Here is a 21,884-nt window from a genome sequence, read left to right as displayed (position 1 = left end):
GCATAGTTCGTTAACTATGTTTGTTTTTTGTTTATCATATAATATAAAAAATTTAGCGAACAAATGTTTGTATTTCGTGGTAAAAATTTGTTAAAATAGATAATAAATTATGAATAAATAATCCCATGTATACTTATAAGAACAGACTGATGCATGACTAATAAATAATAAGGGAAATAGATTAATAAATTCGTATAGTAGGAGTAACACTCTTTCAAAGATACTCAATTAACAATAAGTAATAGATTTTAGATGTAAACAACATAGGAGGCGTATGTCGTAATGGTCGAACATTATCCATTCAAATTAAATTCAGAGTTTGATCCACAAGGTGACCAACCTGAAGCTATAAAGAAAATTGTAAAGGGTGTTGAAGAAGGTAAAAGACATCAAACATTACTTGGTGCAACTGGTACGGGTAAAACATTTACAATGAGTAATGTGATTCAACAAGTGGGTAAACCTACATTGATAATCGCACATAACAAAACATTAGCTGGCCAATTATATAGTGAATTCAAAGAATTTTTCCCTGAAAATAGAGTGGAATATTTCGTTAGTTATTATGATTACTATCAACCTGAAGCATATGTACCATCTACGGATACCTTTATAGAAAAAGATGCTTCTATTAATGATGAAATTGATCAATTAAGACACTCTGCGACAAGTGCATTGTTTGAGAGAGACGATGTTATCATCATTGCTAGTGTAAGTTGTATTTATGGTTTAGGTAACCCAGAAGAATATAAAGATTTAGTTGTTAGCGTCCGCGTTGGTATGGAAATGGAACGCAGCGAATTACTAAGAAAATTAGTAGATGTACAATATACTAGAAATGATATAGATTTCCAAAGGGGTACATTTAGAGTCCGCGGTGATGTGGTAGAAATTTTCCCAGCATCTAGAGAAGAAATGTGTATTCGAGTGGAATTTTTCGGAGATGAAGTAGATCGAATTAGAGAGGTTAACTATTTAACTGGCGAAGTTATTAGAGAACGTGAGCATTTTGCTATATTCCCAGCATCTCACTTCGTTACTCGTGAAGAAAAAATGAAAGTAGCAATCGAACGTATTGAAAAAGAATTGGAAGAACGATTAAAAGAATTAAGAGATGAAAATAAATTACTTGAAGCCCAAAGATTAGAACAACGTACAAATTATGATTTAGAAATGATGCGAGAAATGGGCTTCTGTTCAGGTATTGAAAACTATTCAGTTCATTTAACATTACGACCACTAGGTTCTACACCTTATACATTATTAGATTACTTTGGTGATGATTGGTTAATTATGATTGATGAATCTCACGTAACATTGCCTCAGGTTAGAGGGATGTATAATGGTGACAGAGCGCGTAAACAAGTTTTAGTTGATCATGGTTTCAGATTGCCAAGTGCTTTAGATAACAGACCACTAAAATTTGAAGAATTTGAGGAAAAAACAAATCAATTAGTATATGTATCAGCAACGCCAGGACCATACGAACTAGAACATACTGATGAAATGGTCGAACAAATTATTAGACCTACAGGATTACTAGATCCGAAAATTGATGTACGTCCAACAGAAAACCAAATTGATGATTTGTTAAGTGAAATTCAAGATAGAATTGATAAGAATGAAAGAGTACTTGTTACAACGTTGACGAAAAAAATGAGTGAGGACTTAACTACCTATATGAAAGAAGCGGGTATTAAAGTAAATTATCTTCATTCAGAAATTAAAACGCTTGAAAGAATAGAAATTATTCGAGATTTAAGAATGGGTACATATGATGCCATCGTTGGTATTAATTTACTAAGAGAGGGTATAGATATTCCTGAAGTTTCTTTAGTAGTCATTTTAGATGCGGATAAAGAAGGATTTTTACGTTCTAATCGCTCATTAATTCAAACAATTGGACGAGCAGCACGTAATGATCGAGGCGAAGTAATCATGTATGCTGATAAAATTACAGATTCTATGAGATACGCCATTGATGAAACACAAAGACGTCGTGAAATACAAACAGCGCATAACGAAAAATATGGTATTACGCCTAAAACAATTAATAAGAAAATTCATGATGTTATTAGTGCCACTGTTGAAAATGACGAAACAAATGAAAATAAACAAACTGAACTACCTAAGAAAATGACTAAAAAAGAACGACAAAAAACGATAGAAAATATAGAAAAAGAAATGAAAAAAGCAGCTAAAGATTTAGACTTTGAAAAAGCAACAGAACTAAGAGATATGTTATTTGAATTAAAATCAGAAGGGTGACAATTAAATGAGAGAACCATCCATAGTAGTGAAAGGTGCAAAAGCGCATAATTTAAAAGGTGTCGATATTGAATTACCTAAAGACAAATTAATTGTAATGACAGGTATTTCAGGTTCAGGTAAGTCTTCATTAGCCTTTGACACTATTTATGCAGAAGGTCAAAGAAGATATGTAGAATCATTAAGTGCATACGCACGACAATTTTTAGGTCAAATGGATAAACCAGATGTAGATACTATTGAAGGATTATCACCGGCTATTTCTATTGATCAAAAGACAACAAGTAAGAACCCACGATCTACAGTTGCAACCGTAACTGAAATTTACGATTATATCAGATTATTATATGCTCGAGTGGGTAAACCTTATTGTCCAAACCATAATATTGAAATAGAGTCACAGACTGTTCAACAAATGGTAGATAGAATATTAGAATTAGAAACGCGAACAAAAATTCAATTGTTAGCTCCTGTGGTTTCACATCGTAAAGGAAGTCATGAAAAGCTAATCGAAGATATTGGTAAAAAAGGTTATGTACGTTTACGAGTAGACGGAGAAATTGTTGATGTTAATGAAGTGCCAGATTTAGATAAAAACAAAAACCATACTATAGAAGTTGTTGTTGATAGACTAGTAATTAAAGAAGGAATTGAAACAAGACTAGCAGATTCTATAGAAACAGCACTTGAATTATCTGAAGGAAGTTTAACAGTTGATGTGATTGATGGAGAAGACCTAAAGTTCTCTGAAAATCATGCATGTCCTATTTGTGGATTCTCAATTGGCGAATTAGAACCCCGAATGTTTAGTTTTAACAGCCCATTTGGTGCTTGTCCTACTTGTGATGGGTTAGGTCAAAGATTAACAGTCGATATGGATTTAGTTATACCTGACCCAAACAAAACACTAAACGAAGGTGCCATTGAGCCATGGGAGCCAACAAGTTCAGATTTTTATCCAACTTTACTAAAACGTGTCTGTGAAGTTTATAAAATTAATATGGATAAACCTTATAAAAAACTTACCGATAGACAGAAAAATATATTAATGCATGGCTCAGGCGATAAAGAAATTGAATTTACATTTAACCAACGATTTGGTGGCGGCAAACGTAAAAGAAAAATGGTCTTTGAAGGTGTTCTTAATAATATTGATCGTCGATATCATGAATCACCATCAGAATATACTCGTGAAATGATGAGTAGATACATGACCGAGTTACCTTGTGAGACTTGTCATGGCAAGCGTTTAAGTAAAGAAGCATTGTCTGTTTATGTTGGTGGATATAATATAGGCGAAGTTGTTCAAGATTCGATTAAAGAAGCATTGAAATATTATCAAAACATTGAACTATCAGAACAAGACCAAGCAATAGCAAATCAAATTCTTAAGGAAATTATTTCACGTCTAGCTTTCTTAAATAATGTTGGGCTTGAATACCTTACATTAAACCGTGCTTCTGGAACATTATCTGGTGGTGAAGCACAACGAATTCGATTAGCAACACAAATTGGGTCTCGTTTAACAGGTGTACTTTATGTTTTAGACGAACCTTCAATAGGTTTACATCAGCGTGATAATGATCGTCTAATTAACACACTTAAAGAGATGCGGGATTTAGGAAATACATTGATTGTTGTAGAACATGATGATGATACGATGCGTTCTGCAGATTATTTAGTGGATGTAGGTCCAGGTGCTGGTAGTCACGGTGGTGAAATTGTTGCACAAGGTACACCAAAACAAGTGATGAAAGATAAAAACTCATTAACTGGACAATATTTAAGTGGTAAGAAGAAAATTGATGTACCTGAATATCGTCGGGAAGTTACGAAAAAGAAAATTAGTATTAAAGGTGCTAAAAGCAATAACTTAAAAAATGTAAATGTTGATTTCCCTCTATCAGTAATGACTGTAGTGACAGGTGTATCAGGCTCAGGTAAAAGTTCATTAGTTAATGAAGTGTTATATAAATCTCTAGCACAAAAAATTAATAAATCTAAAGTGAAACCTGGAGAATATGATTCTATTAAAGGCATAGATCAATTAGATAAAATTATCGATATTGATCAATCACCGATTGGTAGAACACCACGTTCAAATCCAGCAACTTATACAGGCGTGTTTGATGATATAAGAGATGTTTTTGCTCAAACCAATGAAGCTAAAATACGTGGCTATCAAAAAGGTCGTTTTAGTTTTAACGTTAAAGGCGGACGTTGTGAAGCTTGTAAAGGTGACGGTATTATTAAAATAGAAATGCATTTCTTACCAGATGTTTATGTTCCTTGTGAGGTATGTGACGGTAAACGATATAATAGAGAAACACTTGAAGTCACATATAAAGGTAAAAATATTGCTGATGTTTTAGAAATGACTGCTGAAGATGCAACTCATTTCTTTGAAAATATCCCTAAGATTAAACGTAAACTACAAACATTAGTAGATGTTGGTTTAGGATATGTCACATTAGGACAGCAAGCAACAACTTTATCTGGTGGTGAAGCACAACGTGTTAAACTCGCATCAGAATTGCATAAACGCTCTACTGGACGTTCCATTTACATTTTAGACGAACCAACAACTGGTTTACATGTTGATGATATTAGCAGATTATTAAAGGTATTAAATCGTCTTGTTGCAAATGGTGATACTGTTGTGATTATTGAACATAACTTAGATGTCATTAAAACTGCAGATCATATTATTGATTTAGGACCAGAAGGTGGCGATGGTGGTGGAACAATCGTTGCTACTGGTACGCCTGAAGACATTGCGAATGTAGAAAACTCTTATACAGGACAATATTTAAAAACAGTATTAGAAAGAGATAGAAATAAAGATTAATCATAAAAGAATGATGTTATAATTTATATTAAGGTGATTTCAGAGTATACTGGAATCATCTTTTTTAGATGTAGATATTTATCATCCAAATTAAAAAGGATTCACATTTTTCAAAAACAATATACATAATAAAGTATTCAATAAGGCTTAATTTATAGAGCGTATTTTCTAAATATTAAATAAGCGTAACTTTTTGATATAGAAAGTAGTTTGATTTTTGATATGATTAAAGAAAGCGAAATTGTAGTAACATTTCAAATAGAGGTGAACACATGTTAACAACTGAAAGATTAGTTGAATTATTAAAATTAGAATTAATAGCTGGGGAAGAAGGATTAAATAAACCTATTAAAAACACAGATATCTCTAGACCTGGTTTAGAAATGGCTGGTTACTTCTCACATTACGCTTCAGACAGAATACAATTATTAGGTACGACTGAGTTATCATTTTATAATTTACTTCCAGATGATGAACGTCAAGGAAGAATGAGAAAATTATGTCGACCAGATACACCTGCAATTATAGTAACAAGAGGATTAGAGCCTCCTGAAGAATTAGTTGAAGCAGCAAAAGAATTAAATACACCACTTATTGTTGCTAAAGATGCAACGACAAGTTTAATGAGTAGATTAACTACATTTTTAGAACATGAACTAGCAAAAACAACATCATTACATGGCGTACTAGTTGATGTTTATGGTGTAGGTGTTCTCATAACTGGTGACTCTGGTATCGGTAAAAGTGAAACAGCATTAGAATTAGTTAAAAGAGGACATAGATTAGTTGCTGATGACAATGTTGAGATAAGAGAAATTACTAAAGATGAATTAATAGGTAAACCACCAAAATTAATAGAACATTTATTAGAAATACGTGGTTTAGGAATCATTAATGTGATGACATTATTTGGGGCGGGCTCAATTTTAACTGAAAAACAAATCCGTTTAAATATTAATTTAGAAAACTGGGATAAAGAAAAGTTATACGATAGAGTCGGCTTAAACGAAGAGACTTTACGTATTTTAGATACTGAAATCACGAAAAAAACAATTCCTGTAAGACCTGGACGAAACGTTGCAGTTATTATTGAAGTTGCTGCTATGAACTATCGTTTAAATATTATGGGAATAAATACAGCAGAAGAATTTAGCGAACGACTTAATGATGAAATTGTTCGTAACAGTCATAAAAGTGAGGAGTAATTAGTTTATGGATTTAACTTTGAGTTATATTGATCCTGTCGCATTTCACCTAGGTCCATTACAAATACGATGGTATGGAATTATAATTGCTTGTGGTATCTTAATAGGGTATTTTGTAGCACAAGAAGCTTTGAAGAGAGTTGGTCTACATAAAGACACATTAGTAGATGTTATCTTTTATTGTGCCATATTTGGTTTTATTGTAGCTCGTATATATTTTGTAATATTCCAATGGCCATATTACATGCAAAATCCAGGAGAAATACCTAAAATATGGCATGGCGGTATAGCTATCCATGGAGGATTAATAGGTGGCTTTATTACAGGAGTTATCGTATGTAAATTAAAAAATTTAAACCCATTCCAAATTGGAGACATTGTCGCACCGAGTATTATTTTAGCTCAAGGTATCGGACGATGGGGCAATTTCATGAACCATGAAGCACACGGCGGTATAGTATCTAAAACATTCTTGGAACAACTTCATATACCTCGATTTATTATTAATAATATGTATATTGATGGTCATTATTATCATCCAACATTTTTATACGAATCGGTATGGGATGTGTTAGGATTTATCTTATTAATTTCGATTAGAAAGCATTTGAAACTAGGAGAAACATTCTTCTTATATCTAATTTGGTATTCAATAGGTCGTTTCTTTGTTGAAGGACTTAGAACAGACAGCTTGATGTTGACAAGTCATATAAGAGTGGCACAATTAGTATCGGTTATACTTAGTATTATTAGTATTATTTTAATTATTTATAGACGATATAAATTTCAACCACCTGTTTATAAAAATGCTGGTCCATTAAGTTGGCCAAAGCAAAAGGTGTAGATTTTCAATGAGAAAACTCCAAACACATGATAGATATCAAAAATCATCGATTAATCCATTATGGCAAATATATCGACTAATACGTTTTCCAAAAGTGTTTAAACAAACATTAATAATTGAAATTTGTCGAGTAATGCCAAATTTAAAATTAAAAAATGTTATCTATCGTAAGTATTTAAAAATGAATATTGGCAAACAAACTGTATTCGCATATAAAGTAGTACCAGATTTGTTTTATCCCGAATTAATAACTGTTGGCAACAATAGTGTGATTGGTTATAATACTACAATATTAACGCACGAAATTTTAGTGGATGAATTTAAATATGGTAAAGTTCAAATAGGTCATAATACATTAATAGGTGCTAATGTGACAATACTTCCTGGAGTAACTATTGGAAGTCATGTCACCATTGGTGCAGGAACAGTTGTCTCAAAAGATGTGCCAGATTGCGCATATGCGATTGGTAATCCTATAAAAATAAATTAAAGATGGAGGTGACAATCTTTGGCAGATAAAAATAATAAAATTATTTCAATGGCTTTTGATGAACCGTTTTATCGTAAAATGGCTAATCAGAAGTGGAAGCAACAAGATTATAAAAAAGCAGTCGATTATTACGGTAAAGTGCTAGAATTGTCACCTGAGGATTTTGATATTCAATTAAACTATGCTCAATGTTTAGTAAAACTAGGTTTTGGAAGCCAAGCTGAAAAGGTATTTTATGAAAATATTATAAATGATAGACGTAAGGCAGATAGTTTTTATGAGTTGAGTCAGTTAAACATTGAATTAAATGAACCAAACAAGGCATTCTTGTTTGGTATTAATTATGTATTAATTACAGATGATCAAGATTTCCGAGATGAGCTTGAACAAACATTCGATGTGTCGTATTCAAACGAACATCAAATAGAAATCGAAGCACAACTATTTGCAGTACAACTATTATTTCAATTTTTATTTTCACAGGGACGTTTAGAAGAAGCGAGAACTTATATTTTAAATCAAGATGAAGATATTCAAAATCATCGAGTGATAAAAAATTTATTAGCGATGTGTTATTTATATTTAGGCGAATATGATATAGCAAAGGACATGTTTGAAGAGTTACTAAATGAAGATAATTCAGATGTTCATGCACTGTGTCATTATACGTTACTACTTTACAATACAAATGATATGGATAAATATAAGCGTTACTTAAATATTTTAAACAAAGTCATGCCAATGAATGACGATGAAAGTTTTAAATTAGGTATTGTCTTAAGTTATTTGAAACAATATCATGCTTCTCAAAAATTATTGCTTCCTTTATATAAAAAAGGGAAATTTGCTTCTATTCAAATGTTTAATGCCTTAAGCTACAATTATTATTACCTAGGAAATAAAGATGAAAGTATTCAATTTTGGAACAAGTTATTACAAATTTCTAAAGTTGATGTAGGTTTTCCACCATGGGTAATTGAAGAAAGTAAACATGTATTTGATCAACGTATTTTACCTTTATTAATGGACGACGATAGTCATTATAGATTATATGGTATATTCTTGTTGAATCAATTGAATGGTAAAGAAATATTGATTACAGAAGAAATTTGGGCCGTATTAGAAACGATGAATGATTATGAGAAACTATATTTAACATACTTAGTTCAAGGTTTGACACTAAATAAATTAGATTTCATACATCGTGGCATGGTCAAATTATATCAATTTGATGAATTTAGAAATGATACATCTTTATTTGTTCAATGGATAGATCAAGCTGAATCAATTATTGCAGATCAAGCTGATTTAACAGAATTAGATAGATATTTAGGTGCGTTCTTATATTTGTATTATCAACATACCAACCAAAAATTGACTAAAAAGCAAATAAAAGAATGGTTTGATATAAGTAATTATAAACTTGATAAAACGATAACTTATATTCTGAGCATATAAATTTATGAAATACTTATTTTGATATATAATGCGTTTAATGATTATTAAGTAGGAGGGCAAGTAAATGACTGAAGTAGATTTTGATGTAGCAATTATAGGTGCAGGCCCTGCTGGTATGACGGCTGCAGTTTATGCATCACGTGCAAATTTAAACACTGTTATGATTGAACGTGGTATGCCAGGTGGCCAAATGGCAAATACAGAAGAGGTAGAAAACTTTCCAGGATTTGAAATGATTACTGGACCAGATTTATCTACAAAAATGTTTGAACATGCGAAAAAATTTGGCGCTACTTATCAATATGGTGATATTAAATCAATAGAAGATAAAGGCGACTATAAAGTAGTTAATTTAGGAAACAAAGAAATTACTGCACATGCAGTTATTATTTCAACTGGTGCTGAATATAAAAAAATAGGCGTACCAGGTGAACAAGAATTAGGCGGACGTGGCGTAAGTTATTGTGCAGTATGTGATGGTGCATTCTTCAAAAATAAACGTTTATTTGTTATCGGCGGTGGTGACTCAGCAGTTGAAGAAGGTACATTCTTAACAAAATTTGCTGATAAAGTGACGATTGTCCACAGAAGAGACGAATTACGCGCACAAAGTATTTTACAAGATCGTGCATTTAAAAATGATAAAGTTGATTTTATTTGGAGCCATACATTAAAAACAATAAATGACAAAGATGGCAAAGTAGGATCAGTAACTTTAGAGTCAACTAAAGATGGTTCAGAAGTAACATACGATGCAGATGGTGTATTTATTTATATTGGTATGAAACCATTAACTGCACCATTCACTGATTTAGGTATTACAAATGAAAATGGTTATATTGTAACTCAAGCTGATATGAGTACAGATGTACCTGGTATCTATGCTGCAGGCGACGTAAGAGATAAAGGTTTACGTCAAATTGTAACAGCAACAGGTGATGGTAGTATTGCGGCACAAAGTGCGGCTGATTATATTGAAAGTATTAAAGATAAATTAGAAGCTTAAATATCGTTTATAACAAGAAATAAAGCTAGAGCAATAGGAGGATTATAACAATGATAATCCATTTGTTGTTCTAGCTTTTTTATAAGTATTGATTACATTCCTTTGTGAAAATGAGTGTGGTATGATGAACCTATTAATATATGAATATCAACTGAACTGGCGGTGAACCGATAAAATGGTAAATTCTGAAAAAGAAATTGGGAAAAGTGAATTACTTGTTGTCACTGGATTATCTGGTGCAGGAAAATCTTTAGTGATTCAAAGTCTAGAAGATATAGGTTATTTTTGTGTAGATAACTTACCACCCGTACTATTACCTAAATTTGTTGAATTGATGGAACAAGGTAATCCATCATTACAAAAAGTGGCTATTGCAATAGACTTAAGAGGTAAAGAACTGTTTAAATCATTGGTTAAGGAAATTGATTTAATTAAAAGTAGAAATGACGTTATTGTAGACGTCATGTTTTTAGAAGCAACAACTGAAAAATTAATTTCAAGATATAAAGAATCTAGAAGAGCACATCCTTTAAATGAAAAGGGACAACGTTCACTTATTGATGCTATTAATGAAGAACGTCAACATCTTTCACGAATTAGAAGTATTGCAAATTATGTCATAGACACAAGTCAACTTAAACCTAAAGAATTAAAAGCTAGAGTAGTTAATTACTATGAAGATGAAAACTTTGAAACATTTACAATAAACGTCACTAGCTTTGGTTTTAAACACGGTATACAAATGGATGCAGATTTAGTATTTGATGTTCGATTTTTACCCAACCCATACTATGTTGAAGAACTACGTCCATTAACAGGAATGGATGAAGAAGTTTATACGTACGTTATGAAATGGAAAGAAACCGAAATCTTCTTTGATAAATTAACTGACTTATTGAAATTTATGATTCCTGGTTATAAAAAAGAAGGCAAGTCACAGTTAGTCATAGCAATTGGCTGTACTGGAGGTCAACATCGCTCAGTAGCATTAACTAAACGTTTAGGAGAATATCTTAACGACGTTTTCGATTATAAAGTATATGTTCATCATAGAGATGCACATATTGAAAGTGGAGAACAACAATGAGAAGAATGAAAGTAGTTTTAATTGGCGGAGGGACTGGTTTATCTGTATTGGCAAGGGGTCTAAGAGAGTTTCCTATAGATATTACTGCCATAGTTACTGTTGCTGATGATGGTGGAAGTACGGGTAAAATTCGTAATGAAATGGATATTCCAGCACCTGGGGATATAAGAAATGTGATTGCTGCACTGAGCGACTCGGAGTCTGTACTAACTCAATTATTCCAATATAGATTTGAAGAAAATCAAATTAGTGGTCATTCTTTAGGAAATTTATTAATTGCGGGGATGACAAATATTACTAATGACTTTGGACATGCTATTAGAGAACTAAGTAAAGTTTTAAATATTAAAGGTAAAGTAATTCCATCTACCAATACAAGCGTTCAGTTAAATGCTATTATGGAAAATGGTGAAATCGTATATGGCGAATCAAAAATTCCGAAGAAACAAGAAAAAATAGAAAAAGTCTTTTTAGAGCCAGATGATGTAGAACCTATGGAAGAAGCGGTTGAAGCGTTAGAAGAAGCTGACTTGATTGTATTAGGTCCTGGATCACTATACACGAGTGTTATTTCTAATCTTTGTGTCAAAGGGATTTCTAAAGCCTTAATTAATTCATCTGCACCTAAATTATATGTAGCTAATGTTATGACTCAACCTGGTGAAACAGACGGCTATACCGTGAAAGAACATATTAATGCATTGCATCGCCAAACAGGTCAATCATTTGTAGATTATGTTATTTGCTGTACCGATCAATTCAATGAGAATGTTTTAAGAAAATATAAAGAGAAAAATTCTGATCCTGTTGATGTAAATGTTGAAGAATTAAAGCAAGATGGAATAGAAGTCATTACGGCTTCAAATCTAGTCGAAATATCTGATGAACATTTTGTAAGACATAATACAAAAGTTTTATCAAAATTAATTTATGAAAAAGCATTAGATCTTATTAGTACAATTCAATTTGATCCAAATGATAATCGTAAATAATATTTTAGTTATTGGATACAGATGAAACTTGTTTTTTATTGAAAGAAAAAATATTGAGATGAAGATATTTAATCCATTTTGAAATAAAATTAAAAAATGTAGTTATTATCTTATAAATCTAAAGGGTAATGTTAGAAAGGAATGAATGTTCTATGAGCTTTGCATCAGATATGAAAAATGAATTAACTCGTATAGATGTAGATGAAGCTAATGCAAAAGCAGAGCTCAGTGCATTAATTCGTATGAATGGGGCATTAAGTCTATCCAATCAACAGTTTGTGATTAATGTTCAAACTGAGAATGCAACTACCGCAAGAAGGATATATTCCCTGATCAAACGTATTTTTAATGTAGAAGTAGAAATATTAGTACGTAAAAAAATGAAATTAAAGAAAAATAATATTTATATTTGTCGTACAAAAATGCGAGCAAGAGAAATTCTTGATGAGCTAGGTATATTAAAAAACGGTGTATTTACACATGAAATAGATCCAGATATGATTCAAGACGATGAAATGAGACGTAGTTATTTACGTGGCGCATTTTTAGCGGGTGGATCAGTCAATAACCCAGAAACGTCATCATACCATTTAGAAATATTTTCTCAATTTGAAAATCATTCTGAAGGTTTAACGAAGTTGATGAATAGTTACGAATTAAATGCGAAACATCTTGAGCGTAAAAAAGGTAGCATTGTTTATTTAAAAGAAGCAGAAAAAATTTCTGACTTCCTTAGTTTAATTGGTGGTTACCAAGCGCTGTTGAAATTTGAAGATGTAAGAATCGTCCGTGATATGAGAAATTCAGTAAACCGATTAGTGAATTGTGAAACAGCAAATTTAAATAAAACAGTAAGCGCTGCAATGAAACAGGTTGAAAGCATTCAATTAATAGATCAAGAAATAGGTTTAGATAATTTACCAGATCGTTTAAGAGAGGTTGCCAAGTTAAGAGTTGAGCACCAAGAAATTTCCTTAAAGGAATTAGGGGAAATGATATCAACTGGCCCCATATCAAAATCAGGTATGAACCATCGTTTAAGAAAATTAAATGAATTAGCTGACAAAATTCGAAATGGTGAGAAAATAGAATTGTAAAAAAGAACCCCATTAACGTGGGATTCTTTTTTGTAAATATATAATAGTTGCTTATTTTAGCCCCCTCGAAGGAGATTTATAAATGCTATAACTATGGTGATTAAAGCATTTGAAGTCCCTACAGAGTCCCTAAACTACATCTTTTCTAAAATATTAGTCGTTTTTGTTTCTTCTTCACTGTATTTTTCTTCTAATAAATGTGAGTAAACAGATGTAGTAATTGCTATATTTTTATGACCTAACCGTTTTGAAATATAGTAAATAGAAATACCTTTGGCTAATAAATATGAACAATGTGTATGTCTAATAGCATGTGATGTAATGATAGGTATTTCATTTACTTCACATGCTTTTTTTAATGTTTTGTTTATTGCATTCACAGTAATAATACTACCAGTATCTTTAAAAATGTAACCATCATAACTGATGATTAAATTATTTATCATATCTAAAATATGTTTCATATCTGATTTGGCTACACTTACATATCTAGGAGAAGTATCTGTTTTATGTTCGTTAATATATATTTGATTTTTCAACTGGTTTATATATTCTAATTTCATATATCTAACACCGCTGATTCGACAACCAGTACAAATCATGATAAATAAAGCTAATGCTGATCTACTATTTATAGTTTTTAAATATGCTTTTAACTTTTCATAATCGTTTAAAGATATATATTTTTCTTTTTCTGGCTTAGTCGGATTGCCAGCTTTATAATTCACTTTGTAAGTTGGATTTTTGTGTATTAACCCATCATAAACTGCGTCTTCTAAAGCAGAACGAATAGCACCGTTTGTTTTTCTTATCGTTTCTTTAGCGTGTTCTTTAGAAAAGTCATTTATAAACTTTTGATAGACTTGTTTGTTAATTTTTGATAATTCCGTGTTACCAATTTTATGATCCTGAATATGCTTTAAAGTAAAACGATAATGACGATAAGTGTTTTCATTAACAACTGGTTGTTTATATGTTTTAATCCAGTTCTCAAAGTATGCTTTTAATGTAATATTGTGGTCTGTATTAAAGCCATTTCGCAACTCATTAAGTTTATCCATTCCTGCAGAATTTGCCTCTCGTTTTGTCCTAAAACCTTTTTTGCGATATCGTTTACCTTCATATTTAAACTCATATTGCCACTTTTCACCATCATAACGTCGTGTTTGCATACTATCTCTCCTCAAAAAGGTAAAAATAATAAGGGTAAGTATATTACCCTTTTAAAATATTCTCAAATTAAACCTTTAAAAATAAGTAATAATATTATTAGAATTACAAAATAAATTAATATGTATATTAAATACCCTTTTATTGTCATTTTCTTTTCTTGAATACGTAGAATTAGATAAAAAGAATGTAAAAACAACATAACGATTATGATGATAGTACTAAAAAGGAAATAAAACATAATAAGAAATAGTCCTTTCTCACATAAGAAATATTAGCTGTTGTTGATTTTGTCGTTGTTGTGATTTACATCTCTTTAATGTATCAATTATTTGAGTTATGATCTAATTTACTTTCGACATTTTTAAGCACTTTTCGTACTTTATAATTAGAAATATTTTTAGGTAAAGCGTATTTAAAATATTTATTTTTATTTGTTTGTACTTCATAAATTACTTCACTTAATTTTATTTTACAATTTAAAATTTTCAAAATTAGTCTCCTTACCAATAGAATCTTAATTTAGTACAAAAAGTCATAAAGCATAATTGCAATAATAAAGATGCACAATGCATATAATATAGTCCATATAGCGTAAGTTCTTTTTAAAATTCCCATTTTTATTTTAAGAAACATATATGCATTGTATACAAATAATAGTATACATATACCACATAAAATAAAAAGCCAATTTATAACTAGAGTCATTTCTACACCTCGAAACTATACTGCTATACTGAATTACTTTTGTTTATATATAAAACCATCACTAGATACAGAATAAATAATAGGGGTAGGTGAACTACCCGGTTATTTATTCTTGAAATAGTAATCAATGTAACTTATAATATATTTAAGATAACTCGAGAAGGATTAGCTCTGGGTCCCCGAATGGGGGTAGGCGTAAGCTGAGAATTCCTATGACCCTGGGGTTATCTTTTTTTTATTTGCTTTTTTAATGTTATCTATCCCCATGATAAATGCTTCTTGACATTTAAGTAATAAACGCTCTTTCAAGTTTTCTTTCTCCATCCCTCAACTTCCTTTGGAAGCATTACATTATCTTTACTTATTAATCCCTCTTATTTCAACATCATATAATTCTTTGTATCTTTGTCTCATTTTACTATCTAAGAATTCTTCGTATGAAGAATTAAAGAAATCAGCAAGAATTAGTGCGTCCTTCATTTTAGGGTCTTTTTGATGATTTTCCCACTCCCATAAATGATGTGGTTCATAATCAGTACCGTAAATTTTATTGAGTTTGTTTGTTAATTCATCGATTTCTAAATTATTCTTTTTACGTAAATTATATAAAGTGTTCATCTTATATTTCTCCTTTATTATATTTATATTAAAGCGCCGCTAGGACGCTGTTAATCAATTTGATGTAGTTCATATACTCTTAACGGCTCAAACGTAATAGAGTAAAATAAAAGGGTACTAAGTACCCAATAAATTATTTGCCTGTTGCGTCTATATAAGTATCTCCATTTGAATCAGTTTTTTTGTGTACCCACTGGAACATCACTTTTACCAAACGCTGATGGGTGACCACCAGAATGGTTTTGTGGCACTTGTTCCATTTGTGACTCGTTATGCGTAGTAGGTTTTGCTCTATTCCATTCATCAATTTCAGCTTGTGTCATATAACCTTTATTGTTTTGTGGATTTTGATTGTTGTTACTTTGTTGCTGATTATTTTGTTGTGTTACTTGAGCTTGTTTACCTTCTGTGCGTTCATTATTACCGTTGTTGTCTTGTGTTTTGCCATTGTCGTTTTTAGATGTGCTTTCAGATTCATTGTTAGAGTATCATTATAACTATCATCTGAACTAGCTTGTTGTTTATCGTCGCTAAAAGTGTCGTTTGATTTTTCTTTGCTATCTGCTTTTTTATCTTTCTTTGAATCATTAGGTTTCTTGTTTGATTTGCTTTCAGACTTCTTATTATCACCTTTATTTAAAAAATATCTTATCTTCATCGTAAGCATCTACAGAATTTGCAATGTATACTCGTGTTTTTAAAATTAAATAATCTTGATTTCTTTTAAAACTAACTTCAGGAAGATTGAATTTAAATTCTTCACTTCTTTGTTCCTCTTTATTAATATTTATGTTTTTGTGTAAAATAAGGGTTTCTAATTCGTTTTCTAATACAGGTATCTGACTGCGTTCATCAGGGTTGTCATACCTTTCTATTAAAGATAGTTCAATTTTATTAACAATTTGAGTTGTATTTCCACCATATAAGTTTATTATTCCTGACAATGAATCGTTAGGTGAAATGTATTCAGATTTGACTAAAGTGTCTACTTTAAGAGAATTAATACCTATAGAAGTTAATAAATTTTCGAACATGATATTTCCTCCTTTAAATCTATTCAGATAATAAAATAACCAAGTGACCTATGAAAGAAAAGAAACCTAATAACAAAAAAGCTAAGGCTATAGTCCTGCAAGTCCTTTTATAGGTAAGCCCTTCCGTCTGCGATAAAAAGAAACTGAAAATAAATAAAAAAATACTAATTAAAAACAAACCGATAATCACATAGATCAATGTATTCATCCCCTTAGATTAAGTTTATTTCATCTTGATCATATGCAGTAACTAAATGTGAATTATATAATTATAAAAAAATAAAATTATATAGTATTATCACGATAATAGAGATAAAAACTATAGTTAATACCGTCCACATGGTATAAGCTCTTTTAGAAATTTGTTCGTTCGCTTTTATAAGTTTATAAATATTGATGATTAACAAAATAACATTTACAATTAGTAAAATTAATAGGCATTCAATAACGAATGTCATCATCTACGCCTCCTTTGGACTTACTGTCTTTTTTTATCAATTTCTCTGGCGTATTTTTGTAATTTTCTGCGTGTTTTTATAATACTTTCCTTTTTAGGACGTGACTTCCTAAAAACATTACCTCTGTTAGTTCTCACGGTATAAAAAATTTTCCTCAGTTTAACTTGATAATTAATTATTTTCATTATATTTCTCCTTTATAAATTTATATTATAGCGTCAGTAGGACAGAGTTAATCAACTCTATGCAATTTGTACACTTTCAACGGCTCAAACGTAATAGAGTAATTACCGTAGTGAGTTTTAATAACCGTATTCAGTTCTCATTATGTGATTATATTCTGCCAACTGCTCTCCTAACATTTCTTCAAGAAATGACATATAAGTTTCCATGTGCCTATGTTCAAACATTGAAATATGATATTCTAATCCACTGTCCATGTGTTCATCAAAGATATCTAATGCAACTTTTGCAGCTTGATAACTAATTTTGAATAGATCTGCCGCATCACCTACACTCAATACATTACGATATTTGTATCTAACATTAAGAGGGAATAGGAGGCATGAGGCAAACGAGTTAGCTTCATATTCCTCTAAATGAGTACGTTGAGAATCTTGGAATATAGGTGTTTTCTCGTAGCTCATACCATCATGTTCCATGATATAGTGACCATATTCATGAGCTAGAGTAAAACGTAATCTTCTATTATATATATTGTCGTTATAAATAATGGCGAATTTATTTCCCTTTTTAATATGAAAAGCCTCATCAGAACCACCGTATGTTTGTAATTCATTTAAAGTGTATCCAGTCATATTACAAAAATCTTCAAACGTAAATAATTCCACATTACTATCATTCTCTATTATTTCTTTAATAGGTAAAGGGAATCTATCTATATAATTAGTTTCAATTAATGCACTTACAGCTCGTGCTGCTTTTAAAAATGAATTTTGATATACAAAATGCAAAATAAAATCCCCTTTATTTGTCTTTAGTGTATTCGTCCCAATTATCGAAGAAAGTTTCAAACATTTTTAATGCTTTTTCTCTATCTTCTTTAGTCATGTTTTTTACGCCACGATGCATAATACGAATTTCTTCATCTTCTTGCTCGCCAGCGTATTCATCTTTTTCTCTTCCTAATAAGTAGTCAACAGATACGTCGAAGTAGTCGGCTACTTTTTGAATTTTATCAATTCCTGGTTTAGTTTTTTTCCATCTTCTTATTTGTCCGTTAGAAAAACCTAAAATCCTCTCTAATTCAGCAAAAGTCAAGCTTTGTGAGTTACATAAGTTGCGTATTCTTTGTACTAAATTCATAAAATTCTCCTATCACAGTTAACTTATTTGTTATTTTAGTTTGACAAATAGCATATAAGTTATTATACTGTATTTAAGCTTTAAATTTAGCCATTAAACAAATAACAAATATTCGTTAGGGAACGAGTGACAGCAACCGATTTAACAGTGCTTAATTGCGTTGTTATAGGTTTATTAAGCTATGCTTAAATATTAGCACAAAAGTTATTTTAATTCAATGGATAATTTATATGCTTAGTAAAAAAGTTAATGGAGGTGTAATCATGGCAACAACAGAATTCGGCATGAAAGTAAGAATGGAATTACTTAAACGTAACATCACGAATAAGCAACTAGCAGATATGTTAGGTATTTCAAGTGCTTACTTATCAGATATCTTACGTGGACGTAGAGATGCATTTGAACAAAAGAAACGAATTGCGAAAATCTTAGAAATCAAAGAAGAGGTGAAAAGTTAATGAATGAAATTCAACAGCTATTCAATTTAAAACGTAATGAAGATGGAACAGTTGCAGTAAGTGGTCGTGAATTACACAAAGGATTAGAAATCGGAACTCAATATGATAAATGGATGGAACGGATGATTGCATACGGTTTTGAAGAAAATATCGACTATATCATTCAAAGTGTAAAAGTACAAAGTCAAAAAAGACTACGTACTTATGAACAACTCAACCACATCATGACACTAGACATGGCGAAAGAAATTTCAATGATACAACGTAGTGAAATTGGAAGAAAAATCAGAGGTTACTTCATCAAAGTAGAAAGACAACATAATGAGTTAGCGAGTGCATACGGAATTACTTCATTAGATGATATGAACCAACTTATTGAACAATTAGTTAGTGACAAACTCGATTACTTAATTTCAACAGGAAAAGTAAGTAATCAGAAATTAGAAGAATTAAACGAAAAATTCGAAGGCGAATATGTAACGCCACAAGACATTGACGCTATCAAATTTGCTATCAAGTCTAAAGCTGAACAAATTCTAGGTAAAGCTGGTATTCAAGTAACGATAGATGAATTCCTAATCGGAGATGTATATGAACAAGCATTAGCAAACAGGAAAGCTAAAGAAGAGTATCGTCATCAATTAGGAAAAGTTAAATCTAAATTATTAGTTAAGTCTAAAAAAAATCTTGGTATGAAAGGTAACGCACCTAACAACCACATCAAACGTAAAGACGTAGACCTAATAATTCAATTCATCAAAGATGTTAGACCATCTGCGATTGAAATATAGGAGGAATCATGATGACACCAGAACAAAGAAACATACTTACGATTGTTCATTATTACTTACAAATGGATAGTAACGATGAATCAGAAACATACGAACACACTATAGAAGAAGCAGGCAAGATAGAAACAATAGAAGTAAGCAGAGAACAACACTTAGAAGAAGTAATGCGTTGGGCAGCACAAGAATTAGAAAAACACTTCGAACTATTACCAGAACCCAAAAATGATTAATACCCACAATCGAACAAACAACTTAAAGGAGTGAATGGAATGCGAGAAGAAAATAAAAAATCTCGATGTAGTGACAACCACATCAAGATTACTGGTTGGGAAATAGTTGATATTAACAGAAAACTAAACTTCTTTAATTACTTACTAATAATTTTAATAGTGCTAGAAGCATTCCAAATACTCCTGTTATAGAAGGGATTAAGACTTTAAAAGTCGTTTTCCAGAAAGCTTTTCTACCAACGGTGATTATACCAAACAATCGAACAAACAATTTAAAGGAGGAAATGGAATGAAATATTTAAATCTAATCAAAAAAGCACTCTTAATAGCAACTACTGCAATAGTTACTAAAAAGGTGCTTGATAGAAAAAGACCTAAACTTATTCATCAATTAAACATTAACGGAAAAGATTTAGAAATTAAAAAATTAAAAATAAACAAAGCTATTAGAGAATTAGAAAAATCTAAAAACACGATTGATGAATTAATTGATGAAGGTATACCATTCGAGACTACTTTCTAACAAAATCGAGTTTACATCTTGGACATTTATTGTGTTTCTTCTTGGTTGTAATTTTCATACGTTTACCACAATTAGGACAAGATGTCTCGATGGTCATATGATCCTTAGCCATAGGCAACACCTCCCTTCACAAAGGGATAACAACATTATACACGAAAGGAGCACCTAAGATGACGCAAACACTTAGCGTAACCGTCCCAATTCCCGACACACATGTACTCATCGCAAAAGATGAATACGATGAATTGTTAAATTACTCACTTGATCCAGTTTGGGACTTAAAAGAGTTAAAACGCAAATTGAAAATGTCATCTGATGACACTATCAAAGACAGATTATTATTCAATCCTAAATTTGAAAAGTTACTTAAACAACAAGGAATCGCACATTATCCAGATGAGAGTTTAAATCGTTGGAGATTCAACGCAAGAAAGATGAATAAATTCATTGATGAACATTTCGAAGAAATACACAGAAAGGGGAGATGAATATGAAGATACTACAACTCATTAAAATAGCACTCCTAACAGCAATTTTGGTAGAGGAAGTTAGGAATGCTAAGAGAATTAAGAATAGATTAAATTACTTAGATTCTGAAATAACGAAATTAAGAGTTATTGATCTTCGGGTGCCAAACTAACCGCAGAAATCTTTTCGTAACAAACAAAAAGATGAGTCAAATTAATTTGAGTATTACCTGAATATAACATTACTTCTTTTAAGTTAAAACCAATTTCCAAATCATGATAATTTTGTGCGTCATCACTTAAATTTTGGAGTTGGCTTATAAAATTATCATCTTTATTTTCAGAAGTATAAGGTTTCCCAATAACCAAATTACCATCGAGTACAATCATCATTTTGAAATTGTTATCTAAAGCATTCGATAGATATTGACGTACTAAATCTATTTTTACTTCGTTCTCCATATTTCTCACCATCCTTTCACGTTAGATAAAAGGATTATAGCACGAAAATATGGAGCGAAAATTAATTGCAGTAAAGATATACAAGTATACAACAGAAAGGAGTGTTACCAATGAACAAATCATTCTTAATCGCATTATTAGCATGGGTAGTGTTCTCGCTGTTCTTCACTTTTGCAGGAATAAACTTCATCACTGCAGTAGGAGTTGCAAATGTTATTAGTATTGGAGTGTTTATATTCTTCGAATACATCTACTTCGACAACAAAAAAAAGACTGAATGCTAGTCGGATAGCATTCAGTAAAAAAAGTAAAAGTTTAGAAAAAAGGCACAAATAAATTATAAA

The 21,884-nt window shown here is 31.1% G+C and carries 25 protein-coding genes; 16 read left to right on the top strand and 9 right to left on the bottom strand.

Features of this window, described 5'->3' with window-relative positions; all coding sequences use genetic code 11:
- Positions 1-282 precede the first annotated feature (282 nt).
- From uvrB to whiA, 10 genes are all read left to right on the top strand, one after another.
- Complete coding sequence (gene uvrB / locus HMPREF3125_RS05825; RefSeq protein ID WP_029056489.1) at positions 283-2,268, top strand: excinuclease ABC subunit UvrB; 1,986 nt, start codon at positions 283-285, stop codon at positions 2,266-2,268.
- Between the two features lie 7 nt (positions 2,269-2,275).
- A complete protein-coding gene (gene uvrA / locus HMPREF3125_RS05820; protein ID WP_070452469.1) occupies positions 2,276-5,116 on the top strand; it encodes an excinuclease ABC subunit UvrA in 2,841 nt (946 codons plus the stop codon).
- A gap of 272 nt (positions 5,117-5,388) precedes the next feature.
- Positions 5,389-6,321, top strand: coding sequence for an HPr(Ser) kinase/phosphatase (hprK, locus tag HMPREF3125_RS05815; RefSeq protein ID WP_070452466.1), 933 nt, complete (start codon positions 5,389-5,391; stop codon positions 6,319-6,321).
- Between the two features lie 7 nt (positions 6,322-6,328).
- Positions 6,329-7,165 carry a prolipoprotein diacylglyceryl transferase gene (gene lgt / locus HMPREF3125_RS05810; protein ID WP_070452463.1) on the top strand — a complete coding sequence of 279 codons (837 nt, stop codon included), beginning with the start codon at positions 6,329-6,331 and terminating at the stop codon, positions 7,163-7,165.
- Positions 7,166-7,172: 7 nt separating this feature from the next.
- Positions 7,173-7,655 (top strand): acyltransferase, encoded by a 483-nt coding sequence (locus HMPREF3125_RS05805; RefSeq protein ID WP_017638170.1) that lies wholly within the window; start codon positions 7,173-7,175, stop codon positions 7,653-7,655.
- Positions 7,656-7,673: 18 nt separating this feature from the next.
- Complete coding sequence (locus HMPREF3125_RS05800; protein ID WP_070452460.1) at positions 7,674-9,113, top strand: tetratricopeptide repeat protein; 1,440 nt, start codon at positions 7,674-7,676, stop codon at positions 9,111-9,113.
- Between the two features lie 64 nt (positions 9,114-9,177).
- Positions 9,178-10,119, top strand: coding sequence for a thioredoxin-disulfide reductase (gene trxB / locus HMPREF3125_RS05795; RefSeq protein ID WP_029056494.1), 942 nt, complete (start codon positions 9,178-9,180; stop codon positions 10,117-10,119).
- A 175-nt stretch (positions 10,120-10,294) separates the two neighbouring features.
- Positions 10,295-11,206 (top strand): RNase adapter RapZ, encoded by a 912-nt coding sequence (gene rapZ / locus HMPREF3125_RS05790; protein WP_017636950.1) that lies wholly within the window; start codon positions 10,295-10,297, stop codon positions 11,204-11,206.
- The gene (yvcK, locus tag HMPREF3125_RS05785) at positions 11,203-12,198 is read left to right on the top strand and encodes a gluconeogenesis factor YvcK family protein (protein WP_070452457.1); all 996 of its coding nucleotides are present in this window, start codon (positions 11,203-11,205) and stop codon (positions 12,196-12,198) included. Before rapZ ends, yvcK begins: the two co-directional genes overlap by 4 nt.
- Positions 12,199-12,350: 152 nt before the next feature.
- Positions 12,351-13,295 (top strand): DNA-binding protein WhiA, encoded by a 945-nt coding sequence (whiA, locus tag HMPREF3125_RS05780; RefSeq protein WP_017636948.1) that lies wholly within the window; start codon positions 12,351-12,353, stop codon positions 13,293-13,295.
- Positions 13,296-13,429: 134 nt separating this feature from the next.
- Here whiA and HMPREF3125_RS05775 read toward each other — a convergent pair whose 3' ends face one another.
- From HMPREF3125_RS05775 to HMPREF3125_RS05745, 7 genes are all read right to left on the bottom strand, one after another.
- Positions 13,430-14,467: a tyrosine-type recombinase/integrase gene (locus HMPREF3125_RS05775; protein ID WP_017636947.1), complete on the bottom strand. Its 1,038-nt coding sequence runs from the start codon at positions 14,465-14,467 to the stop codon at positions 13,430-13,432.
- Positions 14,468-15,530: 1,063 nt separating this feature from the next.
- Entirely contained in the window at positions 15,531-15,791 is a 261-nt protein-coding gene (locus HMPREF3125_RS05770) for a transcriptional regulator (protein ID WP_017636944.1), read from the bottom strand.
- 173 nt (positions 15,792-15,964) lie between these two features.
- Positions 15,965-16,114 carry a hypothetical protein gene (locus tag HMPREF3125_RS13220; RefSeq protein WP_371106434.1) on the bottom strand — a complete coding sequence of 50 codons (150 nt, stop codon included), beginning with the start codon at positions 16,112-16,114 and terminating at the stop codon, positions 15,965-15,967.
- Positions 16,115-16,176: 62 nt separating this feature from the next.
- Positions 16,177-16,449: a hypothetical protein gene (locus HMPREF3125_RS13215; RefSeq protein ID WP_371106433.1), complete on the bottom strand. Its 273-nt coding sequence runs from the start codon at positions 16,447-16,449 to the stop codon at positions 16,177-16,179.
- Positions 16,424-16,825, bottom strand: coding sequence for a sporulation protein (locus tag HMPREF3125_RS05760; protein ID WP_017636942.1), 402 nt, complete (start codon positions 16,823-16,825; stop codon positions 16,424-16,426). Before HMPREF3125_RS05760 ends, HMPREF3125_RS13215 begins: the two co-directional genes overlap by 26 nt.
- A gap of 760 nt (positions 16,826-17,585) precedes the next feature.
- Complete coding sequence (locus HMPREF3125_RS05750) at positions 17,586-18,257, bottom strand: ImmA/IrrE family metallo-endopeptidase (protein ID WP_017636939.1); 672 nt, start codon at positions 18,255-18,257, stop codon at positions 17,586-17,588.
- Between the two features lie 13 nt (positions 18,258-18,270).
- On the bottom strand, positions 18,271-18,609 hold the full coding sequence (locus tag HMPREF3125_RS05745; protein WP_017636938.1) for a helix-turn-helix domain-containing protein: 339 nt from the start codon (positions 18,607-18,609) through the stop codon (positions 18,271-18,273).
- Positions 18,610-18,872: 263 nt separating this feature from the next.
- Here HMPREF3125_RS05745 and HMPREF3125_RS05740 point away from each other — a divergent pair, with 263 nt between their 5' ends.
- The 4 genes from HMPREF3125_RS05740 to HMPREF3125_RS05725 all read left to right on the top strand — a co-directional run bounded on the left by HMPREF3125_RS05740 (position 18,873) and on the right by HMPREF3125_RS05725 (position 20,611).
- A complete protein-coding gene (locus tag HMPREF3125_RS05740) occupies positions 18,873-19,067 on the top strand; it encodes a helix-turn-helix domain-containing protein (protein ID WP_009382133.1) in 195 nt (64 codons plus the stop codon).
- The gene (locus HMPREF3125_RS05735) at positions 19,067-19,858 is read left to right on the top strand and encodes an antA/AntB antirepressor family protein (RefSeq protein ID WP_070452454.1); all 792 of its coding nucleotides are present in this window, start codon (positions 19,067-19,069) and stop codon (positions 19,856-19,858) included. Before HMPREF3125_RS05740 ends, HMPREF3125_RS05735 begins: the two co-directional genes overlap by 1 nt.
- 11 nt (positions 19,859-19,869) lie before the next feature.
- On the top strand, positions 19,870-20,088 hold the full coding sequence (gene tscA / locus HMPREF3125_RS05730; protein WP_017636936.1) for a type II toxin-antitoxin system antitoxin TscA: 219 nt from the start codon (positions 19,870-19,872) through the stop codon (positions 20,086-20,088).
- A gap of 289 nt (positions 20,089-20,377) precedes the next feature.
- Positions 20,378-20,611, top strand: a complete 234-nt coding sequence (locus HMPREF3125_RS05725; RefSeq protein WP_017636934.1) for a hypothetical protein — start codon at positions 20,378-20,380, stop codon at positions 20,609-20,611.
- Here HMPREF3125_RS05725 and HMPREF3125_RS13025 read toward each other — a convergent pair.
- Positions 20,601-20,723 (bottom strand): hypothetical protein, encoded by a 123-nt coding sequence (locus tag HMPREF3125_RS13025; RefSeq protein WP_017636933.1) that lies wholly within the window; start codon positions 20,721-20,723, stop codon positions 20,601-20,603. The genes HMPREF3125_RS05725 and HMPREF3125_RS13025 overlap by 11 nt on opposite strands.
- A 58-nt stretch (positions 20,724-20,781) precedes the next feature.
- Here HMPREF3125_RS13025 and HMPREF3125_RS05720 point away from each other — a divergent pair, with 58 nt between their 5' ends.
- The gene (locus HMPREF3125_RS05720) at positions 20,782-21,099 is read left to right on the top strand and encodes a DUF771 domain-containing protein (protein WP_017636932.1); all 318 of its coding nucleotides are present in this window, start codon (positions 20,782-20,784) and stop codon (positions 21,097-21,099) included.
- A 126-nt stretch (positions 21,100-21,225) separates the two neighbouring features.
- On the opposite strand, the gene HMPREF3125_RS05715 is transcribed toward HMPREF3125_RS05720, so the two are convergent.
- Positions 21,226-21,540 carry a hypothetical protein gene (locus HMPREF3125_RS05715; protein ID WP_017636930.1) on the bottom strand — a complete coding sequence of 105 codons (315 nt, stop codon included), beginning with the start codon at positions 21,538-21,540 and terminating at the stop codon, positions 21,226-21,228.
- A 110-nt stretch (positions 21,541-21,650) separates the two neighbouring features.
- Here HMPREF3125_RS05715 and HMPREF3125_RS12825 point away from each other — a divergent pair, with 110 nt between their 5' ends.
- Positions 21,651-21,824, top strand: coding sequence for a hypothetical protein (locus HMPREF3125_RS12825; protein ID WP_017636929.1), 174 nt, complete (start codon positions 21,651-21,653; stop codon positions 21,822-21,824).
- The last annotated feature ends 60 nt before the right edge of the window (positions 21,825-21,884 follow it).

This window comes from Staphylococcus sp. HMSC13A10 (assembly GCF_001808005.1).
GTDB classification, from domain to species: domain Bacteria; phylum Bacillota; class Bacilli; order Staphylococcales; family Staphylococcaceae; genus Staphylococcus; species Staphylococcus pasteuri.
The sequence above is the reverse complement of the archived record's forward strand: the minus strand, read 5'-3'. Positions and strand labels throughout refer to the sequence as shown.